The organism is Streptomyces sp. ICC1 (assembly GCF_003287935.1).
In the GTDB taxonomy this organism is placed as follows: Bacteria; Actinomycetota; Actinomycetes; order Streptomycetales; family Streptomycetaceae; genus Streptomyces; species Streptomyces tritrimontium.
In genome coordinates this window covers 8,183,375-8,207,231 of record NZ_CP030287.1, presented here as the reverse complement: position 1 = coordinate 8,207,231, position 23,857 = coordinate 8,183,375, and the positions used below count along the sequence as shown (strand labels likewise).

22 protein-coding genes and 2 pseudogenes are annotated in these 23,857 nt (G+C 71.9%); 10 read left to right on the top strand and 14 right to left on the bottom strand.

Annotated features, from left to right (window positions below):
- Nucleotides 1-1,187: 1,187 nt before the first annotated feature.
- Nucleotides 1,188-1,433 carry a DUF397 domain-containing protein gene (locus DRB96_RS38465; protein ID WP_112452563.1) on the bottom strand — a complete coding sequence of 82 codons (246 nt, stop codon included), beginning with the start codon at nucleotides 1,431-1,433 and terminating at the stop codon, nucleotides 1,188-1,190.
- Complete coding sequence (locus tag DRB96_RS38460) at nucleotides 1,430-2,257, bottom strand: helix-turn-helix transcriptional regulator (protein WP_239516919.1); 828 nt, start codon at nucleotides 2,255-2,257, stop codon at nucleotides 1,430-1,432. Before DRB96_RS38460 ends, DRB96_RS38465 begins: the two co-directional genes overlap by 4 nt.
- Before the next feature lie 136 nt (nucleotides 2,258-2,393).
- Here DRB96_RS38460 and DRB96_RS38455 point away from each other — a divergent pair, with 136 nt between their 5' ends.
- Genes DRB96_RS38455 through DRB96_RS38445 form a run of 3 tightly spaced genes read left to right on the top strand, consistent with a single transcriptional unit; the run spans nucleotide 2,394 to nucleotide 3,509 of the window.
- Nucleotides 2,394-2,819, top strand: a complete 426-nt coding sequence (locus DRB96_RS38455) for an ATP-binding protein (RefSeq protein ID WP_112452562.1) — start codon at nucleotides 2,394-2,396, stop codon at nucleotides 2,817-2,819.
- A 46-nt stretch (nucleotides 2,820-2,865) separates the two neighbouring features.
- Nucleotides 2,866-3,108, top strand: a complete 243-nt coding sequence (locus DRB96_RS38450; RefSeq protein WP_112452561.1) for a type II toxin-antitoxin system VapB family antitoxin — start codon at nucleotides 2,866-2,868, stop codon at nucleotides 3,106-3,108.
- Nucleotides 3,105-3,509, top strand: coding sequence for a PIN domain nuclease (locus tag DRB96_RS38445; RefSeq protein WP_112452560.1), 405 nt, complete (start codon nucleotides 3,105-3,107; stop codon nucleotides 3,507-3,509). Before DRB96_RS38450 ends, DRB96_RS38445 begins: the two co-directional genes overlap by 4 nt.
- A 54-nt stretch (nucleotides 3,510-3,563) precedes the next feature.
- Here DRB96_RS38445 and DRB96_RS38440 read toward each other — a convergent pair whose 3' ends face one another.
- From DRB96_RS38440 to DRB96_RS38425, 4 genes and pseudogenes are all read right to left on the bottom strand, one after another.
- Nucleotides 3,564-3,812: a hypothetical protein gene (locus DRB96_RS38440; RefSeq protein WP_112452559.1), complete on the bottom strand. Its 249-nt coding sequence runs from the start codon at nucleotides 3,810-3,812 to the stop codon at nucleotides 3,564-3,566.
- A 58-nt stretch (nucleotides 3,813-3,870) separates the two neighbouring features.
- Complete coding sequence (locus tag DRB96_RS38435) at nucleotides 3,871-4,731, bottom strand: TIGR03619 family F420-dependent LLM class oxidoreductase (RefSeq protein ID WP_112452558.1); 861 nt, start codon at nucleotides 4,729-4,731, stop codon at nucleotides 3,871-3,873.
- Between the two features lie 159 nt (nucleotides 4,732-4,890).
- Nucleotides 4,891-5,811 (bottom strand): annotated as a pseudogene (locus tag DRB96_RS38430) (ADP-ribosylglycohydrolase family protein); the annotation flags it as partial.
- Nucleotides 5,812-5,878: 67 nt separating this feature from the next.
- Nucleotides 5,879-6,712 carry an alpha/beta hydrolase gene (locus DRB96_RS38425; RefSeq protein WP_112452556.1) on the bottom strand — a complete coding sequence of 278 codons (834 nt, stop codon included), beginning with the start codon at nucleotides 6,710-6,712 and terminating at the stop codon, nucleotides 5,879-5,881.
- A gap of 119 nt (nucleotides 6,713-6,831) precedes the next feature.
- Here DRB96_RS38425 and DRB96_RS38420 point away from each other — a divergent pair, with 119 nt between their 5' ends.
- From DRB96_RS38420 to DRB96_RS38410, 3 genes are all read left to right on the top strand, one after another.
- Nucleotides 6,832-7,035, top strand: a complete 204-nt coding sequence (locus DRB96_RS38420; RefSeq protein ID WP_112452555.1) for a DUF4287 domain-containing protein — start codon at nucleotides 6,832-6,834, stop codon at nucleotides 7,033-7,035.
- 67 nt (nucleotides 7,036-7,102) lie between these two features.
- Nucleotides 7,103-7,924, top strand: coding sequence for an NAD(P)H-binding protein (locus DRB96_RS38415; protein WP_112452554.1), 822 nt, complete (start codon nucleotides 7,103-7,105; stop codon nucleotides 7,922-7,924).
- A gap of 64 nt (nucleotides 7,925-7,988) precedes the next feature.
- Nucleotides 7,989-8,915, top strand: coding sequence for an AraC family transcriptional regulator (locus DRB96_RS38410; RefSeq protein ID WP_112452553.1), 927 nt, complete (start codon nucleotides 7,989-7,991; stop codon nucleotides 8,913-8,915).
- Between the two features lie 34 nt (nucleotides 8,916-8,949).
- Here the strand turns inward: DRB96_RS38410 and DRB96_RS38405 are convergent, their stop codons facing one another.
- Both DRB96_RS38405 and DRB96_RS38400 read right to left on the bottom strand, forming a co-directional pair.
- A complete protein-coding gene (locus DRB96_RS38405; RefSeq protein ID WP_112452552.1) occupies nucleotides 8,950-9,453 on the bottom strand; it encodes a GNAT family N-acetyltransferase in 504 nt (167 codons plus the stop codon).
- 100 nt (nucleotides 9,454-9,553) lie between these two features.
- Nucleotides 9,554-10,045 (bottom strand): anthrone oxygenase family protein, encoded by a 492-nt coding sequence (locus DRB96_RS38400; protein WP_112452551.1) that lies wholly within the window; start codon nucleotides 10,043-10,045, stop codon nucleotides 9,554-9,556.
- 256 nt (nucleotides 10,046-10,301) lie between these two features.
- Between DRB96_RS38400 and gdhA the strand changes: the two genes are divergently transcribed.
- Nucleotides 10,302-11,666 carry an NADP-specific glutamate dehydrogenase gene (gdhA, locus tag DRB96_RS38395; RefSeq protein WP_239516657.1) on the top strand — a complete coding sequence of 455 codons (1,365 nt, stop codon included), beginning with the start codon at nucleotides 10,302-10,304 and terminating at the stop codon, nucleotides 11,664-11,666.
- A gap of 1,057 nt (nucleotides 11,667-12,723) precedes the next feature.
- Here gdhA and DRB96_RS38390 read toward each other — a convergent pair.
- Nucleotides 12,724-13,038: a 4a-hydroxytetrahydrobiopterin dehydratase gene (locus DRB96_RS38390; RefSeq protein WP_112452549.1), complete on the bottom strand. Its 315-nt coding sequence runs from the start codon at nucleotides 13,036-13,038 to the stop codon at nucleotides 12,724-12,726.
- 268 nt (nucleotides 13,039-13,306) lie between these two features.
- A complete protein-coding gene (locus tag DRB96_RS38385; RefSeq protein WP_239517819.1) occupies nucleotides 13,307-14,284 on the bottom strand; it encodes a Twin-arginine translocation pathway signal in 978 nt (325 codons plus the stop codon).
- Between the two features lie 149 nt (nucleotides 14,285-14,433).
- On the opposite strand from DRB96_RS38385, the gene DRB96_RS38380 reads away from it, so the two are divergent.
- Nucleotides 14,434-14,763, top strand: a complete 330-nt coding sequence (locus tag DRB96_RS38380) for a DUF6415 family natural product biosynthesis protein (protein WP_112452548.1) — start codon at nucleotides 14,434-14,436, stop codon at nucleotides 14,761-14,763.
- A gap of 1,043 nt (nucleotides 14,764-15,806) precedes the next feature.
- Here the strand turns inward: DRB96_RS38380 and DRB96_RS38370 are convergent.
- The 4 genes and pseudogenes from DRB96_RS38370 to DRB96_RS38355 form a co-directional block, all read right to left on the bottom strand.
- Nucleotides 15,807-16,067, bottom strand: coding sequence for a hypothetical protein (locus tag DRB96_RS38370; protein WP_112452546.1), 261 nt, complete (start codon nucleotides 16,065-16,067; stop codon nucleotides 15,807-15,809).
- Between the two features lie 100 nt (nucleotides 16,068-16,167).
- Nucleotides 16,168-17,202 carry a LacI family DNA-binding transcriptional regulator gene (locus DRB96_RS38365; RefSeq protein WP_239516673.1) on the bottom strand — a complete coding sequence of 345 codons (1,035 nt, stop codon included), beginning with the start codon at nucleotides 17,200-17,202 and terminating at the stop codon, nucleotides 16,168-16,170.
- Nucleotides 17,199-17,813 (bottom strand): annotated as a pseudogene (locus tag DRB96_RS38360) (DUF3459 domain-containing protein); the annotation flags it as partial. The gene DRB96_RS38365 and the pseudogene DRB96_RS38360, both read right to left, overlap by 4 nt.
- A 187-nt stretch (nucleotides 17,814-18,000) precedes the next feature.
- The gene (locus tag DRB96_RS38355) at nucleotides 18,001-19,689 is read right to left on the bottom strand and encodes a serine/threonine-protein kinase (protein ID WP_275432051.1); all 1,689 of its coding nucleotides are present in this window, start codon (nucleotides 19,687-19,689) and stop codon (nucleotides 18,001-18,003) included.
- Nucleotides 19,690-19,831: 142 nt separating this feature from the next.
- On the opposite strand from DRB96_RS38355, the gene DRB96_RS38350 reads away from it, so the two are divergent.
- Both DRB96_RS38350 and DRB96_RS38345 read left to right on the top strand, forming a co-directional pair.
- Nucleotides 19,832-23,068 (top strand): NACHT domain-containing protein, encoded by a 3,237-nt coding sequence (locus tag DRB96_RS38350; protein WP_112452543.1) that lies wholly within the window; start codon nucleotides 19,832-19,834, stop codon nucleotides 23,066-23,068.
- Between the two features lie 104 nt (nucleotides 23,069-23,172).
- Nucleotides 23,173-23,730 (top strand): TetR/AcrR family transcriptional regulator, encoded by a 558-nt coding sequence (locus DRB96_RS38345; protein WP_112452542.1) that lies wholly within the window; start codon nucleotides 23,173-23,175, stop codon nucleotides 23,728-23,730.
- Nucleotides 23,731-23,857: the final 127 nt, after the last annotated feature.

Genomic DNA, 23,857 nt, shown 5'->3' with positions numbered 1-23,857 from the left:
GTCCCCTCTCATTCAGGAGTAGGTCGTCGGCAGCGTGAGATGTGTATAGGGGACAGGGTCGGAGGCGGTGGGTTGGCGGGACCCACGTGCGGGGTGGCTTTGACGGTGGGTCGGTGGCGCCGGGTTGGCGGTGCCTGTGTGCGGGGTGGCTTTGACGGTTGTCGGGTGGCGTCCCGGGTGTCCAGTGTCCTTCCGTGCCGGGCCGGCCCCTCAAGGGCGCTCCCTTCGGTCGCGTCGCTTCGCGATGGCCTTCGGCCACCCTTGACCGACCGTCCCGTCCCGGAACAACACAAGACTCCCGGGATCCCCCCGAAGGATGGCCGGGGGGAGAGAGGGGGAGGGACGGCCCGGTCGCGGCAGCCCGCCTGTGGCGTTGAGGGCGCACCGGATCGCTACACAGTCCCGCTCGGCATAGCGGCCGCCGGCCCGTCTGTGGCTGGACATAAACCGCATCGGATCGCTACACAGCCGCTCTCGGCTCAGCGACTGCGGCCCGTCTGTGGCTGGACATAGGCCGCACACCCGCCACACGCTCTCTGGTCGGCTCAGCGACCGGCGGGCGGTCCGTGGTTGGGCACAAGCCGCACGAGACCGCTGGGTGCGTCGCTGGGCATAGCGGCTGCGGGCCGTCTGGGGGAGTGAATGATCAGTTCTCGGACTCTATGGACGAAGGGTTCGTCGCCAGACGACGTCAGGCACCCTCCCGCCCCTGGCGGCCTATGTCCAGCCACAGACGGTCGTCGGTCGCTAAGCCGAGAGCGACTGTGTAGCGATCTGGTGCGCCTCAAGGCCTCGGAGGGGCTTGTGGTCGTCCTTTGGCGCGTGTTGGGCGGGCGGAGCTTCGGGAAGGGGTGCGGCATGCCCGTGTGGGTGGCCGGTTCGGCTGCGGTGGCGCCTGGGGCTGTCTGTTCGCTTCTGCCGCGTGCTGGTGTGGCTGACCGGCGGGACGCGGCTCGATGGGCCTCTGACACGGCCGTCCCTCCCCCTCTCACCCCCCGGCCATTCCCCGGGGGGATCCCGGGAGTCTTGTGTGTTTCCGTGTCGGGACGGTCGGTCAAGGGTGGCCGAAGGCCATCGCGTAGCGACGCGACGAAGGAGCGCCCTTGAGGGACCGTCCCGGCGCGGAAGGACACTGGACGCCCGGGACGCCCACCGGTAACTGTCGAAGTCCCGGACCGGCCCGCAGCTCAGGCCTCCGTGACCCCGCCGAGGAACGCAGCCCAGGAGCCGGGCGTCACGGCCAGCTCGGGGCTGGCGTCCACCTTCGAGTCCCGGATGTGGACGGAGTCGGCGCAGGCGGCGACCTCGACGCAGTCGTCGCCTTGGCTGCCGCTGTACGTGGACTTGTGCCAGGACAGGGCGACTTCGACGCAGCTGTCGCCCTGGCTGCCGCTGTAGCTGCTCTTGAACCACCGGAGCTGGGAGCTGTTCACAGGGATCCTCGCAATCGCATCAACAGGCCCGCACTGTCCGCCGGATTGAGGGCCTGGATGCGAAGTTTGGCATACCGCTGGTGGAGCAGGCTGACGTCTTTCGGTTCGGTGATGACCTGGCCGGACTGTTGCCCCTCCGTGTAGCCCATCCAATCGTGGTCCTCGGTTTCGAGGAGCTGGAAAGAGCCGTCGACCCCAGCGTGGACGGGGCTGACCGTAGGCATGATCTGGAGATCCACGTTGGGCAGACGCGCGCTCTCCAGTAGATGGTCGATCAACTCCCGTGTGACCTCTGCGCCTCCCGTCTGCCGCTCGATCACCGCCTGCTCGATGATGAAGCTGAACGCGATGAACGGCGTCCTGCGCAGTAACGCTTGGCGGCGAAGCCGCAGGAGGACGCGCGCCTTCGCGTCCTCCGGTGTCGGCAGCGGCGGTACGTCCCTGATCTGGGTCCGCGCGTACGCCTCGGTCTGCAGCAGCCCCGGTACCGACCTGCACTCGTAAGTGTTGAGGGCGATCGCACCCTTCTCCAGCTCCGCCCACCTCCGGAACCACTTCGCCAGTCCCCGCCGCCGCGTCAGCTGGTTCGCCGCGATGCGGATGACGCCGAAGGCGTCCAGTTTCTCCTCCACCCGGTCGACGAACTTGGTCGACGGGTGGCGGCGGCCCTGTTCCACCGAGCCGATGTACTGGACCGAGTAGCGGATCAGGGGGCCCAGCTGTTCCTGCGTCAGGCCGGCCCGTTTGCGGAAAGCCTTGACCATGTCTCCGAAGCTTTCGAGGTCGCTGTCCTGCTCGACCTCGCCGTCACCGCTCTCGTCCACGCTTGCCACGGCGGTCACCTCCCCGCGACAACCTTCACGGTCGGTGACCACCACTGTCCAGAACGTGAACTCGTACAGTTGAAAAGTAGCGGTCCGCTTGCTGGGAACTGCCCTGCTCGCGCGGGACGTTGCTCCCATGACCGCACCTTCGGATTCCCCCCACGCCTTCGTACGCGTGTTCACTCAGCGTTTCAGCTCCACCCGGCGCGGGGCCCGCCTGGCCCGGCAGCTGGCCCTCGTCGAGCTGCACGACTGGGGCATCCCCGACCGCACCGGGCTCTCCGAGGACGCCGGGCTGCTCGTCGCCGAGCTCGCCGCCAATGCGGTGGCCCACGGGCGGGTTCCCGGGCGGGACTTCGAGCTGCGGGTGAGCCTGCTTCCCGGAGCGCTGCGCATCGAGGTGTCCGACGCCCGGCGGGACCGCCGGCCCGTGGTGCGGCCGCACGAATCCCGGGCCGAGTCGGGCTACGGCATGCGGATCGTCGACGCCGTCGCCGCCGACTGGGGGGTCAGGGACCGGGTGGTCGGCAAGACCGTCTGGGCGGAGCTGACCGTCCGGTGATATCCTTTTTTGGAATCGTATATACGCGCCCGGCCTGGAGGTCATCATGTCCCGAACGGTGATCGACCTGGACGACGAAGCCCTCGCAGAGGCTGCCCGCCACCTCGGCACCACGACCAAGCGGGACACCGTGAACGCGGCCCTGCGGGAGATCGCGGACCGCCGTCGCAGAGCCGCTGCTGTGGAGCGGATGCGGCAGATGGTGGCCGACGGCGAGATCGACTTCTCCGTGATCGAGGGCGGCGATGCCGACGGTGCACAAGGGGCCGGAGGGCGATCGGCCGCGTGAGCGAGAACTTCCTGATCGATACGAGCGCACTCATCCGCTTCTACCGTGGGCAGACCGCTCCCGCCTGGGACGAGGTGGTCACTTCCGGGGTCGTGGGTTTGTGTGAACCGGTGCGCCAAGAGTTCCTGCGTGCCGTGGGTGGACGCCCGGCGTACTACGAGGCTGACGGTCTGCTCCGTGAGACCTTCCCGTACTTCGTGGCACGGGACACCGTCTGGGAGGAGACCGCAGCCCTTCAGCAGAGGCTGGCCGACGAGGGGTGCCACCAGTGCGCCAGCCCCGTCGATCTGTTCGTCGCTGTGGCCGCACAGCATCACAAGTTGACGGTCCTCCACCAAGACGCAGACTTCGAAACCATTGCCCGCATCACGGGCCAGCCCGTCCGGCGCATCGTCGGCTGACGCGGCGGCCTTCAGGGGGCGTCTGCCCCCCCGCAGGGTCTCGCAGGCCGTCGGTCAGGCGGAGTCTTCCGGGACGAAGAGGCTCACCTGGTAGGTCGACGGGTGGGTGAGGCGGCCGCAGAAGTTGTCGATGCGCAGCTGCGTCAGGTCGGTGACCGTGCCTTCGGATCGGAGGCGGCGGACGTACTCCGCCATCTCCGCCTGGTCCTGTGTGGAGAACAGCAGCTCCCAGCGGCCGGGGGTGTCCCGCGTCCGCTGGTGAGCCCGCTCCTTGCTGCGTTTGCGCTTGCGCTGGCCTGGCATGCGGTCATTCTCGGGGTGTGTGCGGGGCCTTGCCCAAGGGGTTTTCGCGGAAGCCGGGTCAGAGGTACCGCGCGAAGTCGTCCAGGACGGCCAGGACCTCAGCTTCGCCCTGTGAGGGGAGCTGGAGGACGACCTCCTCGATGGCCAGGTCGGCATAGTGGGCCATCTTTCCCGGGGTGGGCTGGACGGCGTACGGGACCACCTGGAGGGACTTGGGGTCGCGGCCCGCGGCCTCCCAGACCTGGCGCAGCACCGGGAGGGATTCCGTCAGGCCGCCGCCGCCGATCGGGAGCCAGCCGTCGGAGTGGTCGGCGATCGCTGCGAAGAGCTTGGGGCCGGCCTGGCCGCCGATCATGGTGCGGGGGCCGTACAGGGGCACGCCCGGGGCGAGTTCGCGCGGGGCCTGCGCGGGCTTGGGGTGCGCGGAGCTGGCCTGGACCGAGGAGAACTCGCCGACGTACGCGGTGGGTTCGGGGGCCCACAGGGCGCGCATCAGGGCCATGCGGTCGCGGACCAGCTCGCGGCGGCCGCGCCACTCGACGCCGTGGTCGGCGGCCTCCTCGACGTTCCAGCCGTAGCCGATGCCGAGGGTGACGCGGCCGCCGGACAGGTGGTCCAGCGTGGCGACCTGCTTCGCGAGGCCGATGGGGTCGTGCTGGGCGACGAGGGTGATGCCCGTGCCGAGGTGGAGCCGCTCGGTCACGGCGGACGCCTGGCCGAGGGCGACGAAGGGGTCCAGGGTGCGCCCGTACATCTCCGGGAGCTCGCCGCCCATGGGCGCGGCGGTGACGCGGCTGACCGGGATGTGGGTGTGCTCCGGGAGGTAGAGGCCGGAGAAGCCGCGCTCCTCGAGAGCGCGGGCGAGGCGTACGGGAGAGATGGTGCGGTCGGTGAGGAAGATGGTCGTGGCGATCCGCATGTGCGCTGGCACCTCCGTGAGTGGGACGGCCAAGGTACGGCTTCGCGTGCGCGGACGGGAGGGGCGCGCGTCGGCCACCGCGCCCGGTGTGACCGCGGCCGCGGGACGGTGGTCCGGGGCGCGGTTCGGCCGCGGTTCCGGCCGTGGGCCGGGCGCCGGTCAGCCGCGCGGGTAGCGGGCCAGCCAGCCGGGGGAGGCGGCCGTCGGGCTGTGCAGGGCGGGGCCCTGGGTCATCTCCAGGGCGAAGTCGTCCGCGAGCTCCAGGACCGTGGCGCGGCCCTCGAGGCCGGCCAGCCAGCCCGCCGGGAGGGCGGTCTCGCCGTGCTGCGCGCCGAGCAGCGCCCCGCACAGCGCGCCCGTGGCGGCGGAGTCGCCGCCGTGGTTCACGGCGAGGCGCAGGCCGTGCGCCACGTTCTCGGCGACGAGGGCGCAGTACACGGCGATGGCGAGGACGTCCTCGGCGTCGCGGCCGTCGCCGGGGGACAGCGCCTCGATGGCCTTCGCCGACGGGGCGCCGGCCGTGACGGCCGCCAGCGCCCGCTGCAGGGCGTCCGTGACGGGCTGGTGTCCGGGGCGGACGCCGAGCAGGCCGAGCGCGCGCTGGACGGCGGCGTCGAGGGATTCGCCGCGGGTCAGCCCGTGGACGATGACGGCGAGGGCGCCCGCCGACAGGTACGCGGCGGGGTGGCCGTGGCTCTGCGCGGCACATTCGACGGAGAGTTGGAGGACGAGCGCGGGCTCCCAGCCGACGAGCAGCCCGAAGGGCGCCGAGCGGGTGGTGGCGGCCGCGTCGCGGGCGGTGGGGTTCTTGGGCTGGTCGAGGGTGCCGAGGGTGCCGTCGGCGAAACCGGTCATGCAGGCGCGGGCGGGACCGCGGCGGGCGTAGAGCCACTCCTCCTGCGCGAGCCAGCCGTTGTCCGTGCGGCGCTCGTCGGGGCCCCAGTCGTGCTGGGTGGCGGCCCAGCGCAGGTACGCGCGGTGCACGTCGGTCGGCGGGTGCCAGGCGCCGGTGTCCCGGCGCACGTGGGCGCGTATCAGGCCGTCCACGGTGAACAGGCTGAGCTGGGTGGCAGCCGTTACGGGGCTGCGCCCGGGGGCGGCGGCGGGGCCGGGCGCAGCCCCGTAAGGGTCGGGGGCGGGCCGGGGCTCAGGCGAGCGTCGCGAGGAAGTCGGACAGCAGGCCGTGCAGGACCGCGGGCTGGTCCAGGTGGACGTCGTGGCCGGAGTTCGGGACCGAGACGGCCGTCATCCTCGTGGACGGGTCGGCGGAGTCGAGCATCCGGACGGACTCCGCGGGCGGGATGATGCCCTTCTCCCCGACGACGAGCAGCGCCGGGCAGCGGACCGCGCGCCACTGCGGCCACCAGTCGCGGGTGCTGTTCTCGCTGATGGCCGCGACCATCACCGAGCGCTCGAACCGCGGGTGCCAGCCGTCCGCGCGCTGCTCCAGGCCGGCCGCCCAGACCTCGCCGTTCAAGCCCTGTCCGGTGAGGAAGTCCCGCGCCGCGGCCGGCGAGGGGAAGGGGACCGGCCAGGAGTCCAGCCAGGAGCCGATTTCCTCGGCGGTGCCCGGATCGCCGGCGGCCGCGCCCGCGTCGACCAGCACGAGGCCCCGTACGAGGTCCGGGTGGGCGGCCGCGGTGAGCATCGAGGTGTGGCCGCCGAGCGACTGGCCCACCAGCACCGGGCGGTGCAGGCCGAGCTGTTCGCAGACGGCCCGCACGTCCGCCACGTACGCGGCGCGGGAGACGTCGGCGGGGCGGCGCTCGCTCGCGCCGTGGCCGCGCTGGTCCACCGCCACCACGCGGTGGTGCGGTGCGAGGTGGGCGGCGGCCGCGTCCCATTCGCCCGCGTGGCCCGCGAGGCCGTGGAGGAGTACGACGGGGGTGGCGGCGGAGTCCGTGGCGGTGGCGTGCGGGTGCCAGTCGCGGCAGGTCAGGCGTACGCCGGCTCGGGTGACAGTGCGCTCGGTCCACATCATCGGAAGATCATCCGATATTTTCGCGGTACGACCGATGAGTTTTCGGGCTGCCGGGCGTCCATCCATCGTGAGACGCAGGGCGGCCGTTCCCTGTGCGCACCGAGAGGAAGAAGACCGCCATGACCGAGCCGGTGAAGGGCCCCGCCAGCTACTTCCCTTCCATCGAGAAGAAGCACGGCCGTCCGATCGCGGAATGGCAGGAGCTCATCCGTTCCTCGCCGCTGACCAAGCACATGGAGCTCGTCGCCTGGCTCAAGAGCGAGCACGGCCTCGGACACGGGCACGCCAACGCGCTCGTGGCGCACACTCTCGCCGCGAAGTAGACGCAGGCGTATGCGATTGAGCTTCTCGGCGATGTTCCGTCCAGCGCGATGAGCGTTGACTGGGGCCATGACGAAGACAGAGAGCACGCAGACATTGGTCATCGGCGGCACGGGCAAGACGGGTCGGCGCGTGGCCGAGAAGCTCACCGCCCTGGGCCGGCAGGTCCGCATCGGTTCGCGCACCGGTGAGCCGGCCTTCGACTGGAACGACCCCGAGAGCTGGGGGCCGGCCCTGCAGGGCGTGGACCGGGTGTACGTCACGTACTACCCCGACCTCGGCTTCCCCGGCGCCGCCGAGCAGGTCGGCGCTTTCGCCCGGGTGGCGGTGGCGGCGGGCGCGCGTCGGATGGTGCTGCTGTCGGGGCGCGGCGAGGAGGCGGCGGAGCGCAGCGAGGACGCGCTGAAGGAGTCCGGGGCCGACTGGACCGTCGTGCGGGCGGCCTGGTTCAACCAGAACTTCGACGAGAGCTTCTTCCTGGAGCCCGTGCTGGCGGGCGAGATCGCCCTGCCGACGGCCGATGCCGTCGAGCCGTTCGTCGACGCCGACGACATCGCCGACGTGGTGGTGGCCGCGCTGACCGACGACCGGCACATCGGCCGCACGTACGAGCTCTCCGGGCCGCGGCTGCTCAGCTTCGCCGACGTCGCCGCCGAGCTGTCGAAGGCCACCGGGCGCGAGATCGCGTACGTCCCGGTCTCGAACGAGGCCTACCGGGCGGTGCTGCGCGACAACGGGCTGCCGGAGGAGTTCGCGGAACTGTTCGAGCTGATCCTCGACGGGCGCAACGCGCACCTGGTGGGCGGGGTCGAGGAGGTACTGGGCCGGCGGCCCAAGGACTTCTCCGACTTCGTGCGGGAGGCGGCGGCCCGCGGTGTCTGGGACGCGTAGGAACGGCGCCGGAGCCTCGGCGGGAGAGCGGGGCGAGCGGGAACCGCTCGGGGAGAATGGGCCGATGGACACGCTGACGGCTCTCCTCGAAGGACCCAAGGCCCGGTCGGCCTTCTTCATCAAGTCCGTCTTCACCCCGCCCTGGGCGGTCCGGATCGAGGACCGGGCCCCGCTGTCGGTGATGACGACGGTGAACGGGTCGGCGTGGCTGCTCCCCGACGGGGGCGAGCCGGTGCTCGTCGAGCCGGGCGAGGCGGTCCTGGTCCGCGGGCCGGACCCGTACACCGTCGGCGACGACCGGGACACGCCCGTGCAGATCAGGGTGGGACCGGACCAGCGGTGCAGCAGGGTGGACGACGGGGAGGACGTGTCCGACTCCATGGCGCTCGGGGTGCGGACGTGGGGCGAGGAGGCCGGCTCCGTGGTGCTGCTGAGCGGCACCTACCAGGAGCCGGGCGAGATCGGCAGCCGCCTGCTCGACGCGCTGCCGCGGGTGCTGGTCGGGCCGGTGGACCCGAGCCTGGTCACGCTGCTCGGCGGGGAGATCTCCCGCTCCGAACCTGCCCAGGACGTGGTCCTGGGCAGGCTGTTGGACCTGCTGGTGATCGGCGTCGTACGGGACTGGCTCGCGGAGCGCGGCGGCGCCGAGAGCGACCCGGTGACCGGGCCGGCGCTGAGGCTGCTCCACGAGAACCCCGCGCACGGCTGGACGGTGGAGTCGCTGGCCCGCAAGGTCGGTGTCTCCCGGGCCGCATTGGCCCGCCGCTTCACCGAGCTGGTCGGCGAGCCCCCGATGACCTACCTGACGGGCTGGCGCCTGGCCCTGGCGGCGGACCTGCTGCGCGACCCGTCGACGACGCTCGCCTCGGCCGCCCACCAGGTCGGCTACAGCTCGGCTTTCGCCCTGTCGACGGCCTTCAAGCGGGTACGGGGGATCAGCCCGCGGCAGTTCAGGGCGGGGGCGGTGGCGGGGGCGCTGTCCGCGTCGTAGCGGGGCGTGGCCGGGCCGGGCCCGGCACCGGGAGTCACGGGGCCGTCAGATCCAGCACGGCGACCGTTTCCCCGTCGCTCGTCTCGCCCGTCGGGCGGAAACCCAGGGCCAGGTAGAACGGTTCGGGGGTGCCGGGGCCGAGGTGATAGGTGACGTAGGCGTGCGAGGCGCCGCGGGTGCGGAGCTCGGTGGTGACCGCCTCGACCGCGAAGCGCCCGTACCCCTTGGACTGGTGGGCGGCGGAGATGTTCAGGCGCCACAGGCCGGAGCGGATGTCGCGGGGGTCCTCGGCCGGGTTCCACGCGATGTCGAGGAAGGCCATCACGAAGCCGACGACCTCGTCGCCGTCGACGACCGCCCGCGGCCAGGCCGTCGCCCCGTGGACGTACGCCTCGGCCAGCGACTTGACGACCGGGGCGACCAGATGCGCCTGGTCGGGGCGGACCGACAGCGCGCAGGCGGCGTCGAAGGTGTCCGGGGTGACCGGTTCGAGGCGGAGGGCGGGAGTCCGGGGGGCGGTCCCGGGGCTGGTGGTCATTTCCGCAGCCTACGTGTGCGCTACATGCGGATTTCCGGGGGCCGTACGGCGTGGAGATCTGGCCGCGGGCCCTCCTCGGTGGACCTTTCCGGCCGGAGCACTAGGCGGCGGACGCCAGGAGGGCCCAGGACTGGCAGCCCAGGGCGGCCGTGCACAGGGCGGTGCGCCAGCGGTTGGCGGGTACCCACGTCGTCTCGAACGCCCGGCGCACGGCGGCCGGATCGGCGATCCCCTCGGCGGGGCCGGCCGCCTCCAGGGCGTTGTTGAGCGGGATGTTCACCCGGCCGGTGACCGCGAGGGCGAGTACGTAGGCGAACAGGGCACCGGCCAGCGGGGGCAGTACGGCGTGCTCGCCCGCGGGCAGGTGCAGTGCCAGCGCGGCGGCGGTGAAGAGGAGGGCGCCGAGGAAGGCCAGCATGAACCAGCCGTTGATGATGGAGGTGTTCACGCGCTGCATCACCGAGATGAGGGTCCGGTCGTCGGAGCGCTTGAGGGCCGGCATCACGGAGACGTCGAAGGCGAAGAACAGTCCGGCCATCAGGCCCGTGGTGAGCGTCGCGGCGACGAGGGCGGCGAGGCGTGCGGTGTCCATGCTCCCTGTCTATGTCCTCCTTCCTGGTCATGTCCACGGACATGGTCGTTTCCGGGGTGCTTTTCCGGGGTTCCATTCCGGGGTGTCGAGGCCCGGTCGAGTGGGCCGGAAAGACTCCTGGGCAGACTCTGCGGGCAAGGTACCCTCCGGCTGGGGCCGTGTCCGGCCGAAGACTTCCGCCATGCGGAAGTCCGCTCCGGAGTGCCGAGCCGCATCTCGGAGCCGGTCCCGGCATCGAAACCAGGAGGAACAGACCGTGAAGGACGCCAAGGACCCGCAGGGCCGGCTGGACGCGCTGCGTGCCGACATCGAGCGCCGGAACCCTGCCCAGCCCGAGTTCCACCAGGCGGTACGGGAGGTGCTGGACACCCTGGCTCCCGTGTTCGCGGCACGCCCCGAGTACGCGGAACCGGGTGTGGCCCTGCTGGAGCGGCTCACCGAGCCGGAGCGGCAGATCATCTTCCGGGTGCCGTGGCAGGACGATCGCGGCCGTGTCCACGTCAACCGTGGCTACCGCGTCGAGTTCAACAGCGCGCTCGGCCCGTACAAGGGCGGCCTGCGCTTCCACCCGTCCGTGGACATCGGCGTGGTGAAGTTCCTCGGCTTCGAGCAGATCTTCAAGAACGCGCTGACGGGCCTCGGCATCGGCGGCGGCAAGGGCGGCAGCGACTTCGACCCGCACGGCAGGTCCGATGCCGAGGTCATGCGCTTCTGTCAGTCCTTCATGACCGAGCTCTACCGCCACATCGGCGAGCACACGGACGTCCCGGCGGGCGACATCGGCGTCGGCGGCCGCGAGATCGGCTACCTCTTCGGCCAGTACCGCCGCATCACCAACCGCTGGGAGGCCGGCGTCCTGACCGGCAAGGGCCAGGGCTGGGGCGGCTCGCTGATCCGCCCGCAGGCCACCGGCTACGGCAGCGTGCTGTTCGCCGCCGAGATGCTGGACGTCAAGGGGCTGTCGCTCGACGGGCTGACGGCGGTCGTGTCGGGCTCGGGCAACGTCGCGCTGTACACGATCGAGAAGCTCCAGCAGCTGGGTGCGAACCCGCTGACCGCCTCCGACTCCCAGGGCTACGTCGTCGACGAGAAGGGCATCGACCTGGCCCTGCTGAAGCAGATCAAGGAGGTCGAGCGCGGGCGCGTGAGCGAGTACGCGCAGCGCCGCGGGGCCTCGGCGCGGTTCGTGCCGGGCGGCCGGGTGTGGGACGTCGCGGCCGAGGTCGCCTTCCCGTCGGCGACGCAGAACGAGCTGACCGGGGCCGACGCGCGGACGCTGATCGGAAACGGGGTCAAGGCGGTGTCGGAGGGCGCCAACATGCCGACGACGCCGGAGGCGGTGCACCTGCTGCAGGCGGCCGGGGTCGCCTTCGGGCCCGGCAAGGCGGCGAACGCGGGCGGTGTCGCGGTCAGCGCGCTGGAGATGGCGCAGAACGCCGGACGCGTGGCGTGGAGCGCGGAGCGGGTCGAGGAGGAGCTGGCGGGGATCATGCGGGACATCCACGCGGTGTCGTACGAGACCGCCGAGCGGTACGGCTCCGCCGGGGACTACGTGACGGGCGCGAACATCGCCGGGTTCGAGCGGGTGGCGGACGCGATGCTGGCGCAGGGGCTGATCTGAGGCAGCCGCCCTTCGGGCGGGTGGGGTGGGAGCCCGGGTGTTCCCGGGCCCCCACCCCGGACCCGCCAGACCCTGTCCCTTATACACCTCTCCGAGCCCACGAGACTAGGCGCAACGTGTGGCGGTTGTGCGGCTTATGCCCGGCCACAGACGGCCGTCGGCCGCTATGCCAACCGGGACTGTGTAGCGATCTGGTGCGCCTCAACGCCAGAGGCGGGGTGGCTGCGACGGCCGGCAGGAGGCGCCGAGGTGGCGGGGCCCGCCTGGTCGGTGGCTTTGACGGGTATCGGTGGGCGTCCCGGGAGTCTTGTGTCCTTCCGCGCCGGGCCGGCCCCTCAAGGGCGCTCCCTCCGGTCGCGTCGCTACGCGATGGCCTTCGGCCACCCTTGACCGACCGTCCCGTCCCGGAACAACACAAGACTCCCGGGATCCCCCCGAAGGATGGCCGGGGGGAGAGAAGGGGAGGGACGGCCCGGTCGCGGCAGCCCGCCTCTGGCGTTGAGGCGCACCAGATCGCTACACAGTCCCGGTTGGCATAGCGGCCGACGGCCGTCTGTGGCCGGGCATAAGCCGCACACCCGCCACACGTTCTCTGGCCGGCTTAGCGGCCGACGACCGTCTACGGCTGGCCATAAGCCGCACACCCGCCACACGTTCTCTGGCCGGCTTAGCGGCCGACGACCGTCTACGGCTGGACATAAGCCGCACCAGCGCCGAGACGTTCCCCTTCTCGACTCAGCGGCCGACGACCGTCTGCAGCCGGACATAAGCCGCCCAGGCGCAGCATTTGCCCCTCTGGGGAGGCGACTGCGGGTCGCCTGGGGTCGAACACAAGCCGCCGAGGGCGGTGGGGCGCCCCTTCGAGGAGGCGAGTGCGGGTGGGACGCCCTTCTGGTCCGCGAGGACCTTGAGTGGCCCTTTTTGTGCCGGTTTGGCGGCCGGTTGGGAGGTAAACGATCAGCTCTCGGACTCTAAGGACGAACGGATCACCCTCAGACGACATCAAGCCCCCTCCCCGCCCTTCCGGGCGCGGGAGAGGCCCTTTGTGCATCCTGCGTCAGTCCAGTGGGAGTGATTGGTGTGCAGCCACGATCACGTCGATGCGGTGCGCGAGATCGAAGTCTGCGTGGGTCAAGCGGTGGCCGGCATCGTGGGTGGTGATCGACGCGCGCAGACTGTCGATGCGGAGGTCCAGGTCAGCGTGGTGCTGGATGCGTCGGGACCGGTCCGCGATGGTCACGATCGCTGCGACGGCCGCGTGGTAGCGGATCTCGTAGGTGCGGGTGATCTCGTCACCCTTGCGCTCCCACCCCGGCAGTCCGGCCAGCTGCTCGGCGATCGCCTCGTCGGACAACGGCTTCGGTACGCCCATGTCAGCTCCCCTTGTTCACGGGCGCCAGGATCTCTGCGAGGTCCCGGCCTACCGGGGCATCGTGCCACGGCCTCATGGCCCGCTCCAGTCCGCGTAGTTCACGGTGCATCCGCGCCGATCGGGTCTCTGCCACGATCTCCACGGCAGTTCGGGCGATCTCCACTGCCTGCTCCGGCTCGCGGGCCAAGGCGGCCGCCGTAGCGTGCCGGGCGAGGTAAACGCCGCGGTCCCGGCGGGCGGCCGCGGGAACCGCGTGGAGCACTTGCGACTACAACGACTCCGCCTCCCGGCCCAGGCCGAGACGGCCATAGCAGGTGGCCCGCTGCACCTCGAGGTAGCCCGGGGTGCGCCGACAGGCGTTACCCCACGGCAGGTCGTCGTCCACGCGGGAGATGAGCCCGCCCGCAGTGTCGATGAGGCGGTCGACGGCGGTGCGGTCACCGGTGAGACTGGCGCCGTGGGCCTGTTGCTGCATCGCCATGACCCGCACCTTGGGGACAACGCGGTCGTCTTCGAGCACGGCCTCGCACAAATCGATGACGCCGTGCCCGTCCCCGAGATCGGTGCGGACCTGAGCAAGATTGACGAGCGAGTATCCGACAAGGTGCGGGTCGCGGGACCGGGCCGCGATCTCCTGCGTGATTCCCCGCCAGAACGCGGCCGCGCCGAGGTCACCAGCGTCCTGGTAGAGCCAGCCGACGAGGGCGGCGTACGCGGCGCCCGCCCGGAGGAGCCCGCGACGGGTCTCGCCCTTCGCGCTGCGGATGAGTTTGTCGATGAGCTGGAATTGAGCGCTGACGGTACCGACGAGGTCGTGAGGGCCAAGGAACATGTCGGCGCGGTAGTGACCTTCCAGCTGCTGCTGGAAGTAGTCGATGAGGGCGGGGTCGACGTGCTGGGTGGCGACGGGACCGGGCATGAGTGCGGCCGCCGTCACGGATACGAACGTCCTGCGTCTCACGTCGTCCTCCGGGTGGGCTTCGGGTCGGATCCAGCCTGCGGGCACCCGGAAGCCGAGTTCTTCAGGCCATCGGCCGAGTGCGTCGTGGAGCACCGTGGCAGTCTCTTCCGACGGCCAGCCCGGGCTGGTGCCTTCCCAGCGGCGCCACGTTCGCGCGGACACTTCGTACGAGCGGTCGTCGAGGAACTGCTGCCCGTGAATGCTGAGCGCCGCAGCGGCGGCGTCCATGCTGCGCCATCCGACCCGGAGTCGGGCGGCCCTGAGCGCGTCGTTTCGGTGGCCCATGGCCCCAGTCTGAGGTGTCATCGCACATATCCCCGGCCATGGCCGCCACGTGGCCATCGATGGCCATGCGATGGCCTATTTGCCCATCTGCATGCAGCGCAATCATCCACTTGCAAGCACTGGACGCGCTGACGAACCCGGGGTAAACCATGGCGACGCAAGCAGGCAGGAACCTCCAGGAGCTGATTGCCACGGCTCTCGCCCCCTATCCCGAACGCCCGCCCGCTGAGGGTGTGGCCCTTCTCATCGACGACCTCATCACGTGCGGCCAGCGGCTCCACGATGCCGCGGTACGCATTCCCCAGAACCAGCGGGCCCCCAAGATCACCAGCGCGGTCGACGAATGGGAGTACGTCTCGGCGGTCGGCCCGCGGAGTTCCGAGCCGAACGCGAATTGGAACCACGCCCGCGGCCTGGCCAGGATCGCGCGGGCCTTGATTTCGGCTCTCAGCGAGTACGAGTCGAGCGCCGTCCAGTGACGCGCTTCTGTTGCCACTGTGACCGGCCGATCCTGAGCAAGGACTACGAGACGATCCCCGGGCATTCGGCGTCCGGTGCCCGCCCAGACCAGCACGCTCACAACTGGACGGATCCAGAGTGCCGACCGATCCGAGTACGCGATCCGTGACCGAGCTCCTGCGGCAGGTCCTCTACGTCCTCATCGTCCTCGGTGTACTCACCTCCATCCTCGTCGGCATCTGCTGACCGGAGCTTCCCGAGGTGCCCCGACCGAGGTTTCGTCGTCGCGATCCCTTCCTTGACAGCGTCTCGGGCTGTCGGCGCCCAACGCAAGACGGCCTGTAGCCGCTATGCCGAGAGCGACTGTGTAGCGATCCGGTGCGCCTCAACGCCACGGGCGGGCTGCCGCGACCGGGCCGTCCCTCCCCTTCTCTCCCCCCGACAACCGTCGAAGCCACCCCGCACGCAGGTCCCGCCGCCACCGACCCGCCGTCCACGTCACCCCGCCAGCGCGTCCCGCCCCAACCCAACGGCCCCGCGTCACAGTTCGATTCGGCGTTTCCACCAGGGGAGGTCGGGGGGAGCGAAGGGGTTGTGGGCCGTGCGTCGGAGGATCTGGGCGTCCACGGGAGCGAGGAGCGCGTGCAGTTCGCGTCGCGCTCTTTTGGGGAGGGCGTGGAGCACTATCTCCAGCAGCGTGCGGACGTTGTAGTAGCCGCACTCGAGGTTTCCCTGGTCGTATCCGTAGAACGGGGCGAGATCCCGCCTCGGCCTACGGGCAAGGGAACTCCATCGGTGGAACGCGTGCGCGACCTCGCCGACCGGGAGACCTCGACTGCGCTCGAAGTGTGCAAGCTGCCCGTTCGTCGACGCAGAGATCCCTCGGATCACGGCTGTCCGTCGGTGCGGAGCCTGGTCGGCCCGGCGTGAAAGCCGGAGCCTGATCTCGCCCGGCGATCGGCGAGGCATGGGCACTTCTTCGGGTGGAAGGTGGGAAGTCCCGCGACGTTAGAACATTTGACGTTCGGAATCAAGATCCAGACGATCGAAGGGTTCCGCCTGCTCAGGTCGTCTGACGTCCGGCGACTCGGCCGGTTATTGCCCGCTGGCCGCGGGCCATTGCCCTCAGGATCCTGGCGCCGCTGGACCACGCCTGGAGGGAGTCGGCCCGGCGGCGGCCGACCACGGTGAGGGCGAGGGCGGCGAGGCCCACCGGCAGGGCGAGCGCCGGGCGCGCGGCCCGGGCGCCCCACGCCCGTAAGGCGGGAACGGCGGTGCCGAGGGTGGCCAGGGTGACGGTCGTGGTGGTCTTCTGGGTGGACATCTTGATGCTCCCCGCTGGGTGGGCCTCGGTTACAGGCTCATGTTCCTGCGGGGAGCCGCCACACCGCGTCCCGCTGTGGAGTGGGGTTTGCGCGTAGCTCTCAGGTATCGAGATCACGTCTGGGCGGCGAGTCCCCCGGCCCCTGGCCCGTCGACCCCCGTACCACCAGCTCCGGCTGGAAGACGTACTCCGTGCGCTGCACCGGGGTGCCGGCGACGGCCTCGAGGAGGGCGCCGACCGCGGCCGTGGCCATGGCGCGCACCGGCTGGCGGATCGTCGTCAGCGGCGGGTCCGTGAAGGCGATCAGCGGGGAGTCGTCGAAGCCGACCACCGAGACGTCCTCCGGCACGCGCAGCCCCCGCTCGCGCGCCGCGCGGATCACACCCAGCGCCATGGGGTCGCTGCCGCACACGATGCCCGTGCAGCCGCGGTCCAGCAGGGCTCCGCCCGCCGCGTGGCCGCCCTCCACCGTGAACAGGGTGCGCTGGATCAGCCCCTCGGCCGCCGCCGAGGGGAGCGCGGCAGTGAAGCCCGCCTCCTTGCGGGCCGACGGGACGTAGCGCGTCGGCCCGATGGCCAGGCCGATCCGCCGGTGCCCGAGGTCCTCCAGGTGGCGTACCGCCATGTCCGCCGCCGCGCGGTCGTCCGGGGAGATGAACGGCGCCTGGACCTGCTCGTTGAAGCCGTTGATCATGACGAACGGGACGCCCCGGGCCGCGAGCCGCTGGTAGCGGGACGGGTCGGCGGAGGAGTCGGCGTGCAGGCCCGACAGGAACACGATGCCCGTGACCCCGCGCTCCTCCAACTGCTCCACCAGCTCGTCCTCGGTCGCCCCGCCCGGCGTCTGCGTGCACAGGACCGGCGTGTAGCCGTGCCCCGCCAGCGCCTGCTCGATGACCTGGGCGAACGCCGGGAAGATGGGGTTGGTGAGCTCCGGGATCAGCAGGCCGACCAGGCCGTTGCTGCGCCGGCGCAGCCGTACCGGCCGCTCGTAGCCCAGCAGGTCCATGGCGGCCAGCACCTTGTGACGGGTGCCGGACGCCACGCCCGACTTGCCGTTGAGGACACGGCTGACGGTCGCCTCGCTGACCTCGGCCTGCGCGGCGATGTCCGTCAGCCGGAGCGGTGCGGTCACCCGCGCCACCACACCGCCGTGTCGGGTGCCAGTACGTCCGGGTCGGCGAGGTCCCCGCTCGACAGCAGGGCCGTGCCCGGCGCGGGTATCCGTACCGGCTCGTCCGTCGTGTTCACCGTGCACGTGAAGTCGCCGCGGCGGAAGGCGAGAACGCCCTCCGGGGCCTCCAGCCACTCCACGGCGTCGCCGGCGCCCAGCGCGGGGTGCGAGCGGCGGATCCGCAGCGCGGCGCGGTACAGCTCCAGCGTCGAGTGCGGGTCGCCGGTCTGCGCGGCCACGCTGAGCCCGGCCCAGTCTGCGGGCTGCGGCAGCCAGCTTCCGCCGTCACCGAACCCGTACGGGGCCCGCGTACCCGACCAGGGGATCGGTACGCGGCAGCCGTCGCGCAGCCCGTCCTGTCCCTCGCCCCTGGCGAACGCCGGGTCCTGGCGCACGGAGTCCGGGAGGTCCACCACCTCGGGCAGACCCAGCTCCTCGCCCTGGTACACGTACGCCGACCCGGGCAGCGCCAGCATCAGCAGCGCGGCCGCCCGCGCCCGGGCCAGCCCCCGCGCCCCGCCCCCGAACCGGGTCACATGGCGCACCACGTCATGGTTCGACAGCACCCACGTCGGGCCGCACCTGGTCAGCGACAGCGCCTCGGAGGCGGCGTACCTCTTCGACGCACCGCGGGCGCCGCAGGAGGACGGGCTCCCGGGCCTCGCGCTCCCCCGCACCTTCGCCCCGCTGGTACCGGGCAGCCTGCGGACGGCGGACGGCCTGGTGGTGCTGCGTCCGTAGCGGACGGGCCCGGGCGCGTCAGGGGGCGTCCGGGGCCACCGGGCCCGGGGCGCCGGGGGCGAAGGTGGCCACGGCGGTGTCGAAGTGGCGCTTCGCCTCGGCGAGTCGGCCGACGGGCGCGGAGACCCAGATGTCGTACATCCGGCCGTTCTCGTCCCAGCAGAGGTCGTAGGTGTGCCGGGCGCCCTCGGCCGGGGTGAAGCCGTCCCAGGTGAACTCCCAGAGAGCCGCGGGGAGTGTGCCGCGGGTCGTCGACACGACCGTGCCACCGCGGTAGCCGGGGTTGGTGTCCGGGCCCTTCGCGTGGGACTGGCGCATCACGCCGAGCGGGCCGCCGGGGACCGGCATCTTCACCCGGATCCCGATGCGGAAGGCGCCGTCCGGGGAGATGTAGAAGACCCGCTGGTCGTCGGTGGCCCGCTGGTACCCCTCGGGTACGGCGATGGTGAAGCCCTGCGGGTCGGCGAAGGTCCGGTATCCGGCGGGCAGTTCACCCGTGGCGATGGCCGGCGCGGTGGCCTGAGCCGCGCCCACCGGGCTCGGGGAGGAGGTCGCGGGGGTGCCGGAGGGGCCGGCCGCCACCTGCCGCCCCTGTTCCCGGTCCTCGTCGCCGAGCAGCGAGACCCCGGCCACCGCCCCGCCCACCGCGAGGACGAGGGCGGCCGCGAGCAGCCCGGCGCGCAGGCCCGGCCGGGTGGCGACGAGCTGCCTTGCCGTCGGGCGCGGGGGTACGGCAGGCGCCGTCAAACCCTCGGAGCCCGGGGCCGGTTCGGAACCGGACACCAGGACGGAGCCGGACACGCGGGCGGAGCCGGACACCAGGGAGGGGCCGGACACGGGGGCGGGGCCGGATGCCGGGATCCGGTCGGCGGGCTGGTGGTGGCCGCCGCCCGCCAGGTACGCCGACAGCAGCCGTTCGGCTTCGGGCGCCGTCATCCTGCGCTCCGGATCCCGCTCCAGCAGACCGCGGACGACGGGCAGCAGCGGGCCCGCCTGCGCGGGCGGCCGGATCTCGCCGGAGACGACCGCGTGCAGGATCCCGCCCAGCGAATCGCGCCGGAAGGGCGATTCGCCGGTCAGGGCGGCGCACATCAGCGCACCCAGCGACCACAGGTCGGACGCCGGACCCGCCTGGGCACCCTGTATCCGCTCGGGAGCGGTGTACTCGGGCGAGCCGACGAACGCGCCGGTCTCGCTGATGGTGGTGGCCCCGGCGAGCCGCGCGATGCCGAAGTCGGTGAGCACCACCCGGCCGGTGCCCGCCTCCATCAGCACGTTGGCCGGTTTGACGTCCCGGTGGAGGACCCCCCGGGAGTGGGCCGCGGTCAGGGCTCCGAGGAGCGCGAGCCCGGTCCGGGCCGCCTCGACCGGGGTGAGCGTCCTCCCGGCGGCGATCAGCTCGGCGAGCGAGCCGCCGTCGACCAACTCCATGACGATGCAGGGCCGTCCGTCGTGTTCGACGATGTCGTGGACCACGACGACGTGGGGGTGGCGCACGTGCGCCACGGCGCGCGCCTCGCGCAGCGCCCCGGCGGCCACGCCGTCCGGGTCGCCCTCACCGAGGTGGAGCTCCTTGACGGCGACCGGGCGTCCGAGGAGTTCGTCGGCGGCCCGCCAGACGGTCCCCATCCCGCCGCGGCCCAGCCTTTCCTGCAGGCGGTACCGTCCGGCCACCACGACACTGCCGCTCGTCCCGTCCTGTGGCACTGCGACCTCCCCCTCACCTGGTCCCGGGCCCATGATGCCGCAGCGGACCCGGCCCCCACGCTCCTCCCGGTACCCCGGCGGGGCGGGGGCCCCGGAGCTTAAGATCACCCCGGGACCGGTTACAGCTCTACGGGGGGCACTCATGGAACCCACAGCCATCGGGATCCGGCTGGCATCGGCCGTGATCGGTCCGATCGTCAAGAAGTTCTTCGTCGCCGACGGCCCGGGGGCCGGCCTGGTCGACAAGCCGGTCCGGCTCTCCGGCCACGTCTCGTTCAGGGGTGAGAAGCGCACCCTCACCGAGGCCGATGTGCGCGCCCTGGCCGGCACTCTCGTCCAGCAGGCCCTGCGCGCGAACGACCGCCGCGTTCCGGCGGACGAGCACGAGGCCGTCACCGACGCCCTCGCCCAGACGCTGCACGCCCTCGGCGACCTCACGATCACCGATCTGGACGCCGTCCGCCTCGGCCCGGAGGCCTTCGCCCGGGAGCTGCGCCGCGCGGGAGGCAAGCCGGAGCGCCACCTCTCGGCCGACGCGACGTACTTCTACGAGGCCCTGGTCGGCCTGGCCTGCCTGCACATCTTGGAGTTCTTCACGCAGCGCAAGACCTTCACCGCCCACGCGCTGGTCGGCCAGGCCCGGGCTGTCGACGAACTGACGGCCAAGACGGACGAGTTGATCCGGCGCACGCCGCTGCCCGACGCGGCGGACGCCGCCTTCGAGGCGGAGTACCTGCCGTACGTGGCGAAGAAGCACGCCAAGCTCACCATCTACGGGATCGACCTGAGCAGTTCGCCGACGCGGTGGCCGCTGGACGTGGCGTACCTGAGCCTGGAGGCGGTGCCGCTGGAGCGCGCGGAGGCGCAGGACGGCCCGAGAACGGCCGATTACATCGTGGGCGGGGTCGAAATCCAGGTCAAGTCACACCGCCCGCACGAACCCCAGCCCGCGGACCGGGTACTGGACCGCACCCCCCGCGTCCTCCTGCGGGGCGAGGCCGGATCCGGCAAGACCACGCTCGTCCAGTGGCTGGCCGTCACCGCCGCGCAGCGGGACCGCGCGGACCGGCCCGACTACCTCCGCGACCGCGTGCCCTTCGTACTGCCCCTGCGCACGCTCACCCGCCACGGCGAACGGCTGCCCGCCCCGAAGGACTTCCTCACCGCCACCGGCTGCGTGCTCGCGGGTTCACAGCCGGCCGGCTGGGAGCACCGGGTCCTCGCCGCCGGGCGCGGCCTGGTCCTGGTGGACGGCATCGACGAGGTCCCGGAGCCCGAGCGGGAGCGGACCCGCCGCTGGCTGCGGGACCTGATCGACACCTACGACGGCGCCAACCGCTGGCTGGTCACCTCGCGCCCGTCGGCCGTCGGCCAGGACTGGCTCGCCGAGGAGGGGTTCGACGAACTGGCCCTGTCCGCCATGGGACCGGCCGATGTCGCCACTTTCATCGAGCGCTGGCACACCGCGGCCCGCGGCGGGAGCTGCGACGACGCCGAACTCGACGCGTACGAGAAGCAGCTGCGCACGACCGTCCGCACCAAGGCCGATCTCGGGCGGCTGGCCACCAACCCGCTGATGTGCGGGCTGATCTGCGCGCTCCACCGCGACCGGCGGGGCCACCTCCCGCACGGACGGAAGGACTTGTACGAGGCCGCGCTCTCGATGCTGGTCAGCCGCCGGGACCGGGAGCGCGACATGGCGGTTCCCGACCTCCGGGAGGAGCCGCAGCTCGACCTGCTCCAGCGGTTGGCGTACTGGCTGATCAAGAACGGCCGTACGGAGATGGACCGTTCGCAGGCCGAGGACATCATCGGCCGGGCCCTGCCCGCCGTACCGGAGGCGGCCGCCCTGGGTGACGCGGCGACCGTCTTCGAGCACTTCCTCCAGCGCAGCGGGCTCCTGCGCGAACCGGCCCCGGGGACCGTGGACTTCGTCCACCGCACCTTCCAGGACTTCCTGGGCGCGCGGGCGGCGGTGGAGGAGGGGGATTTCGGCCTGCTCGCCGCACACGCCGCGGACGACCAGTGGGAGGACGTCATCCGCATGGCGGTGGCCCTCGCACGGCCGCGCGAGCGCACGGCGCTCTTCGAGGGCCTGCTCCTCCTCGGCGACCGGGCCGACGACCAGCGCACCCGGTTCCGCGTCTACCTGCTCGCCGCCGCCTGCCTGGAACACGCCACCACACTGGAACCGGCGGTCCGCCGGGCCGTGGAAGAGCGTACCGGCAGCCTGATCCCGCCGCGTGGTGACATCGAGGCCCGCGCCCTGGCGGAAGTGGGTCCGCTGATCCTGGACCTCCTGCCCGGCCACGAGGGCCTCAGTGAAGTGGATGCGTACCTGACGGTCGTCGCGGCCTCCCGGATAGCCTCCGACGCGGCTCTGCCCTTCCTGGCCGGGTACGCCGACCACTCCTACCTGGAGGTACGGAGCCAGCTCGTGTGGGCCTGGTCCCGCTACGACACCGCCCGGTACGCGGAAGAGGTCATCGCGAAGCTCGACCCCGACGGCCTCGACTACACCGTCACCTCCGACGAACAGCTCCACCAGCTGGAGCGCCTGGGGGTGCGAGCGGCTTCCCTGGACGTCAGGGGCGCGGTATCCGCGCACTCCGTCGACTCCTACCTGTCCCGGCACGCGCTGACGAGGCTCAGACTCGTGGAGCATCCGATCGAGGATCTGGGATCCGTGGCCGGGCAGTCGGGGCTCACCTCGTTCACGGCCGCCGACTGCCCGCACCTCCTCGACCTGTCGCCCCTGGCCGCACTTCCGATCCGCGACCTGCACATCACGGTGTCGCCCGCGACGGACCTCGGCGCACTGAAGGACCTGTCGCGGCTCAGGCACCTGCGGATCGAGGGCGAGGGCCCGCTGTACTGGTCTCCGGAGACCCTGCATCCACACGCTCCCCTCGAGGAGCTCTCGGTGATGGGCGAGCTCGTTTCCGAGAGCGGGCTCAAGGGGCTGGGGCGCTTCACCGGGCTCACTGCCGTGAGCTTCTCCGGCCCGGTGTCGGCCGGGGACTGGCGGGAGCTGGCAGCCCTTCCGGCCCTCCACGTCCTCATCCTCGGCAAGGCCTCTTTGACCGACCTTCCGGACGGCGCGGTGCTGGCAGAGGTCGTCCACCTCCACGTCAACGGCCGCGACGGCGTGCGCGTCACCCAGCGGACGCTGGACCGACTGCCGCACGCCTTTCCCCACCTGGCCAACTGCCGGATCACCGGGAACCCGACCGCCGGGGGCGGCGTCGACGTCTCCCCGCTGGGGGCCCTGCCCCACTTGACACTCCTCCAGATCGACCTGCCCGCCGACCTGGTCCACGGCAGGTCCGCGTTGCCCGACCGGGTGATGGTCCACACCGAGGAGGACCGGCCCCGCTGACCCCCGTGCTCGCACTGACTGCAGATTCAGTCAATCAGGGCCTCCTGCCACCACCCGGGCTCCGGGTAGGGTGTCGAATCGTGGCCGATCGTCGAACAGCAATCATGGAAGGAGCCGCGCGGGTCATCTCCCGGCGCGGCGTCCGAGGCCTGCGCGTGGAGGAGCTCGCCGCGGAGGCGGGAGTGTCCACGGCGTTGATCTACTACCACTTCAAGGACCGCGCGGGCATCCTGCGCGCGACGCTGGAGTTCATCAACGACCGCGCGGGCCGGTACACCACGGATCGCGATCCGGCCGATCCGCCGCTCGACGCCCAGGGCGAGCTGGAGCAGACCCTCCTCCTGGAGTTCCAGGACGACCCCGGGGTGCGGGAGAACAGCACGGCCTGGGGAGAGCTCCGGGCCAGCGCGGTGTTCGACCCCGACCTGCGGGAAGACCTCGCGCGGGCCACCCTCGTCTGGGTCCAGGAAGTGGGCGAGCTGCTCGGCCGCGTCCGGCCCATGGCCGGGGCCGCGGCCCTCGCCGGCACCGCCGAGCGGCTGACCGCCCTCGTGGAGGGGCTCAGCTCGCGCTGGCTCAGCGGCAGCCTGCCCCTGGCGCACGCCCGCGAGCTGATGGTGTCGGCCATCGCCGCCGAGCTGGACCGCCTCGCCCGGACCTGATCCGCCCGGCCGGGGTCCCCGGCCGCCGCCCTGTCGCGGCCTTCCCTTGTTTTCGCGCGGCGTCCCCCTCGCTCAGTGCCCAGTCCCACTCGTTCCTGCCTTCCAGGGCGCTCCTCCCGCTCGAGGG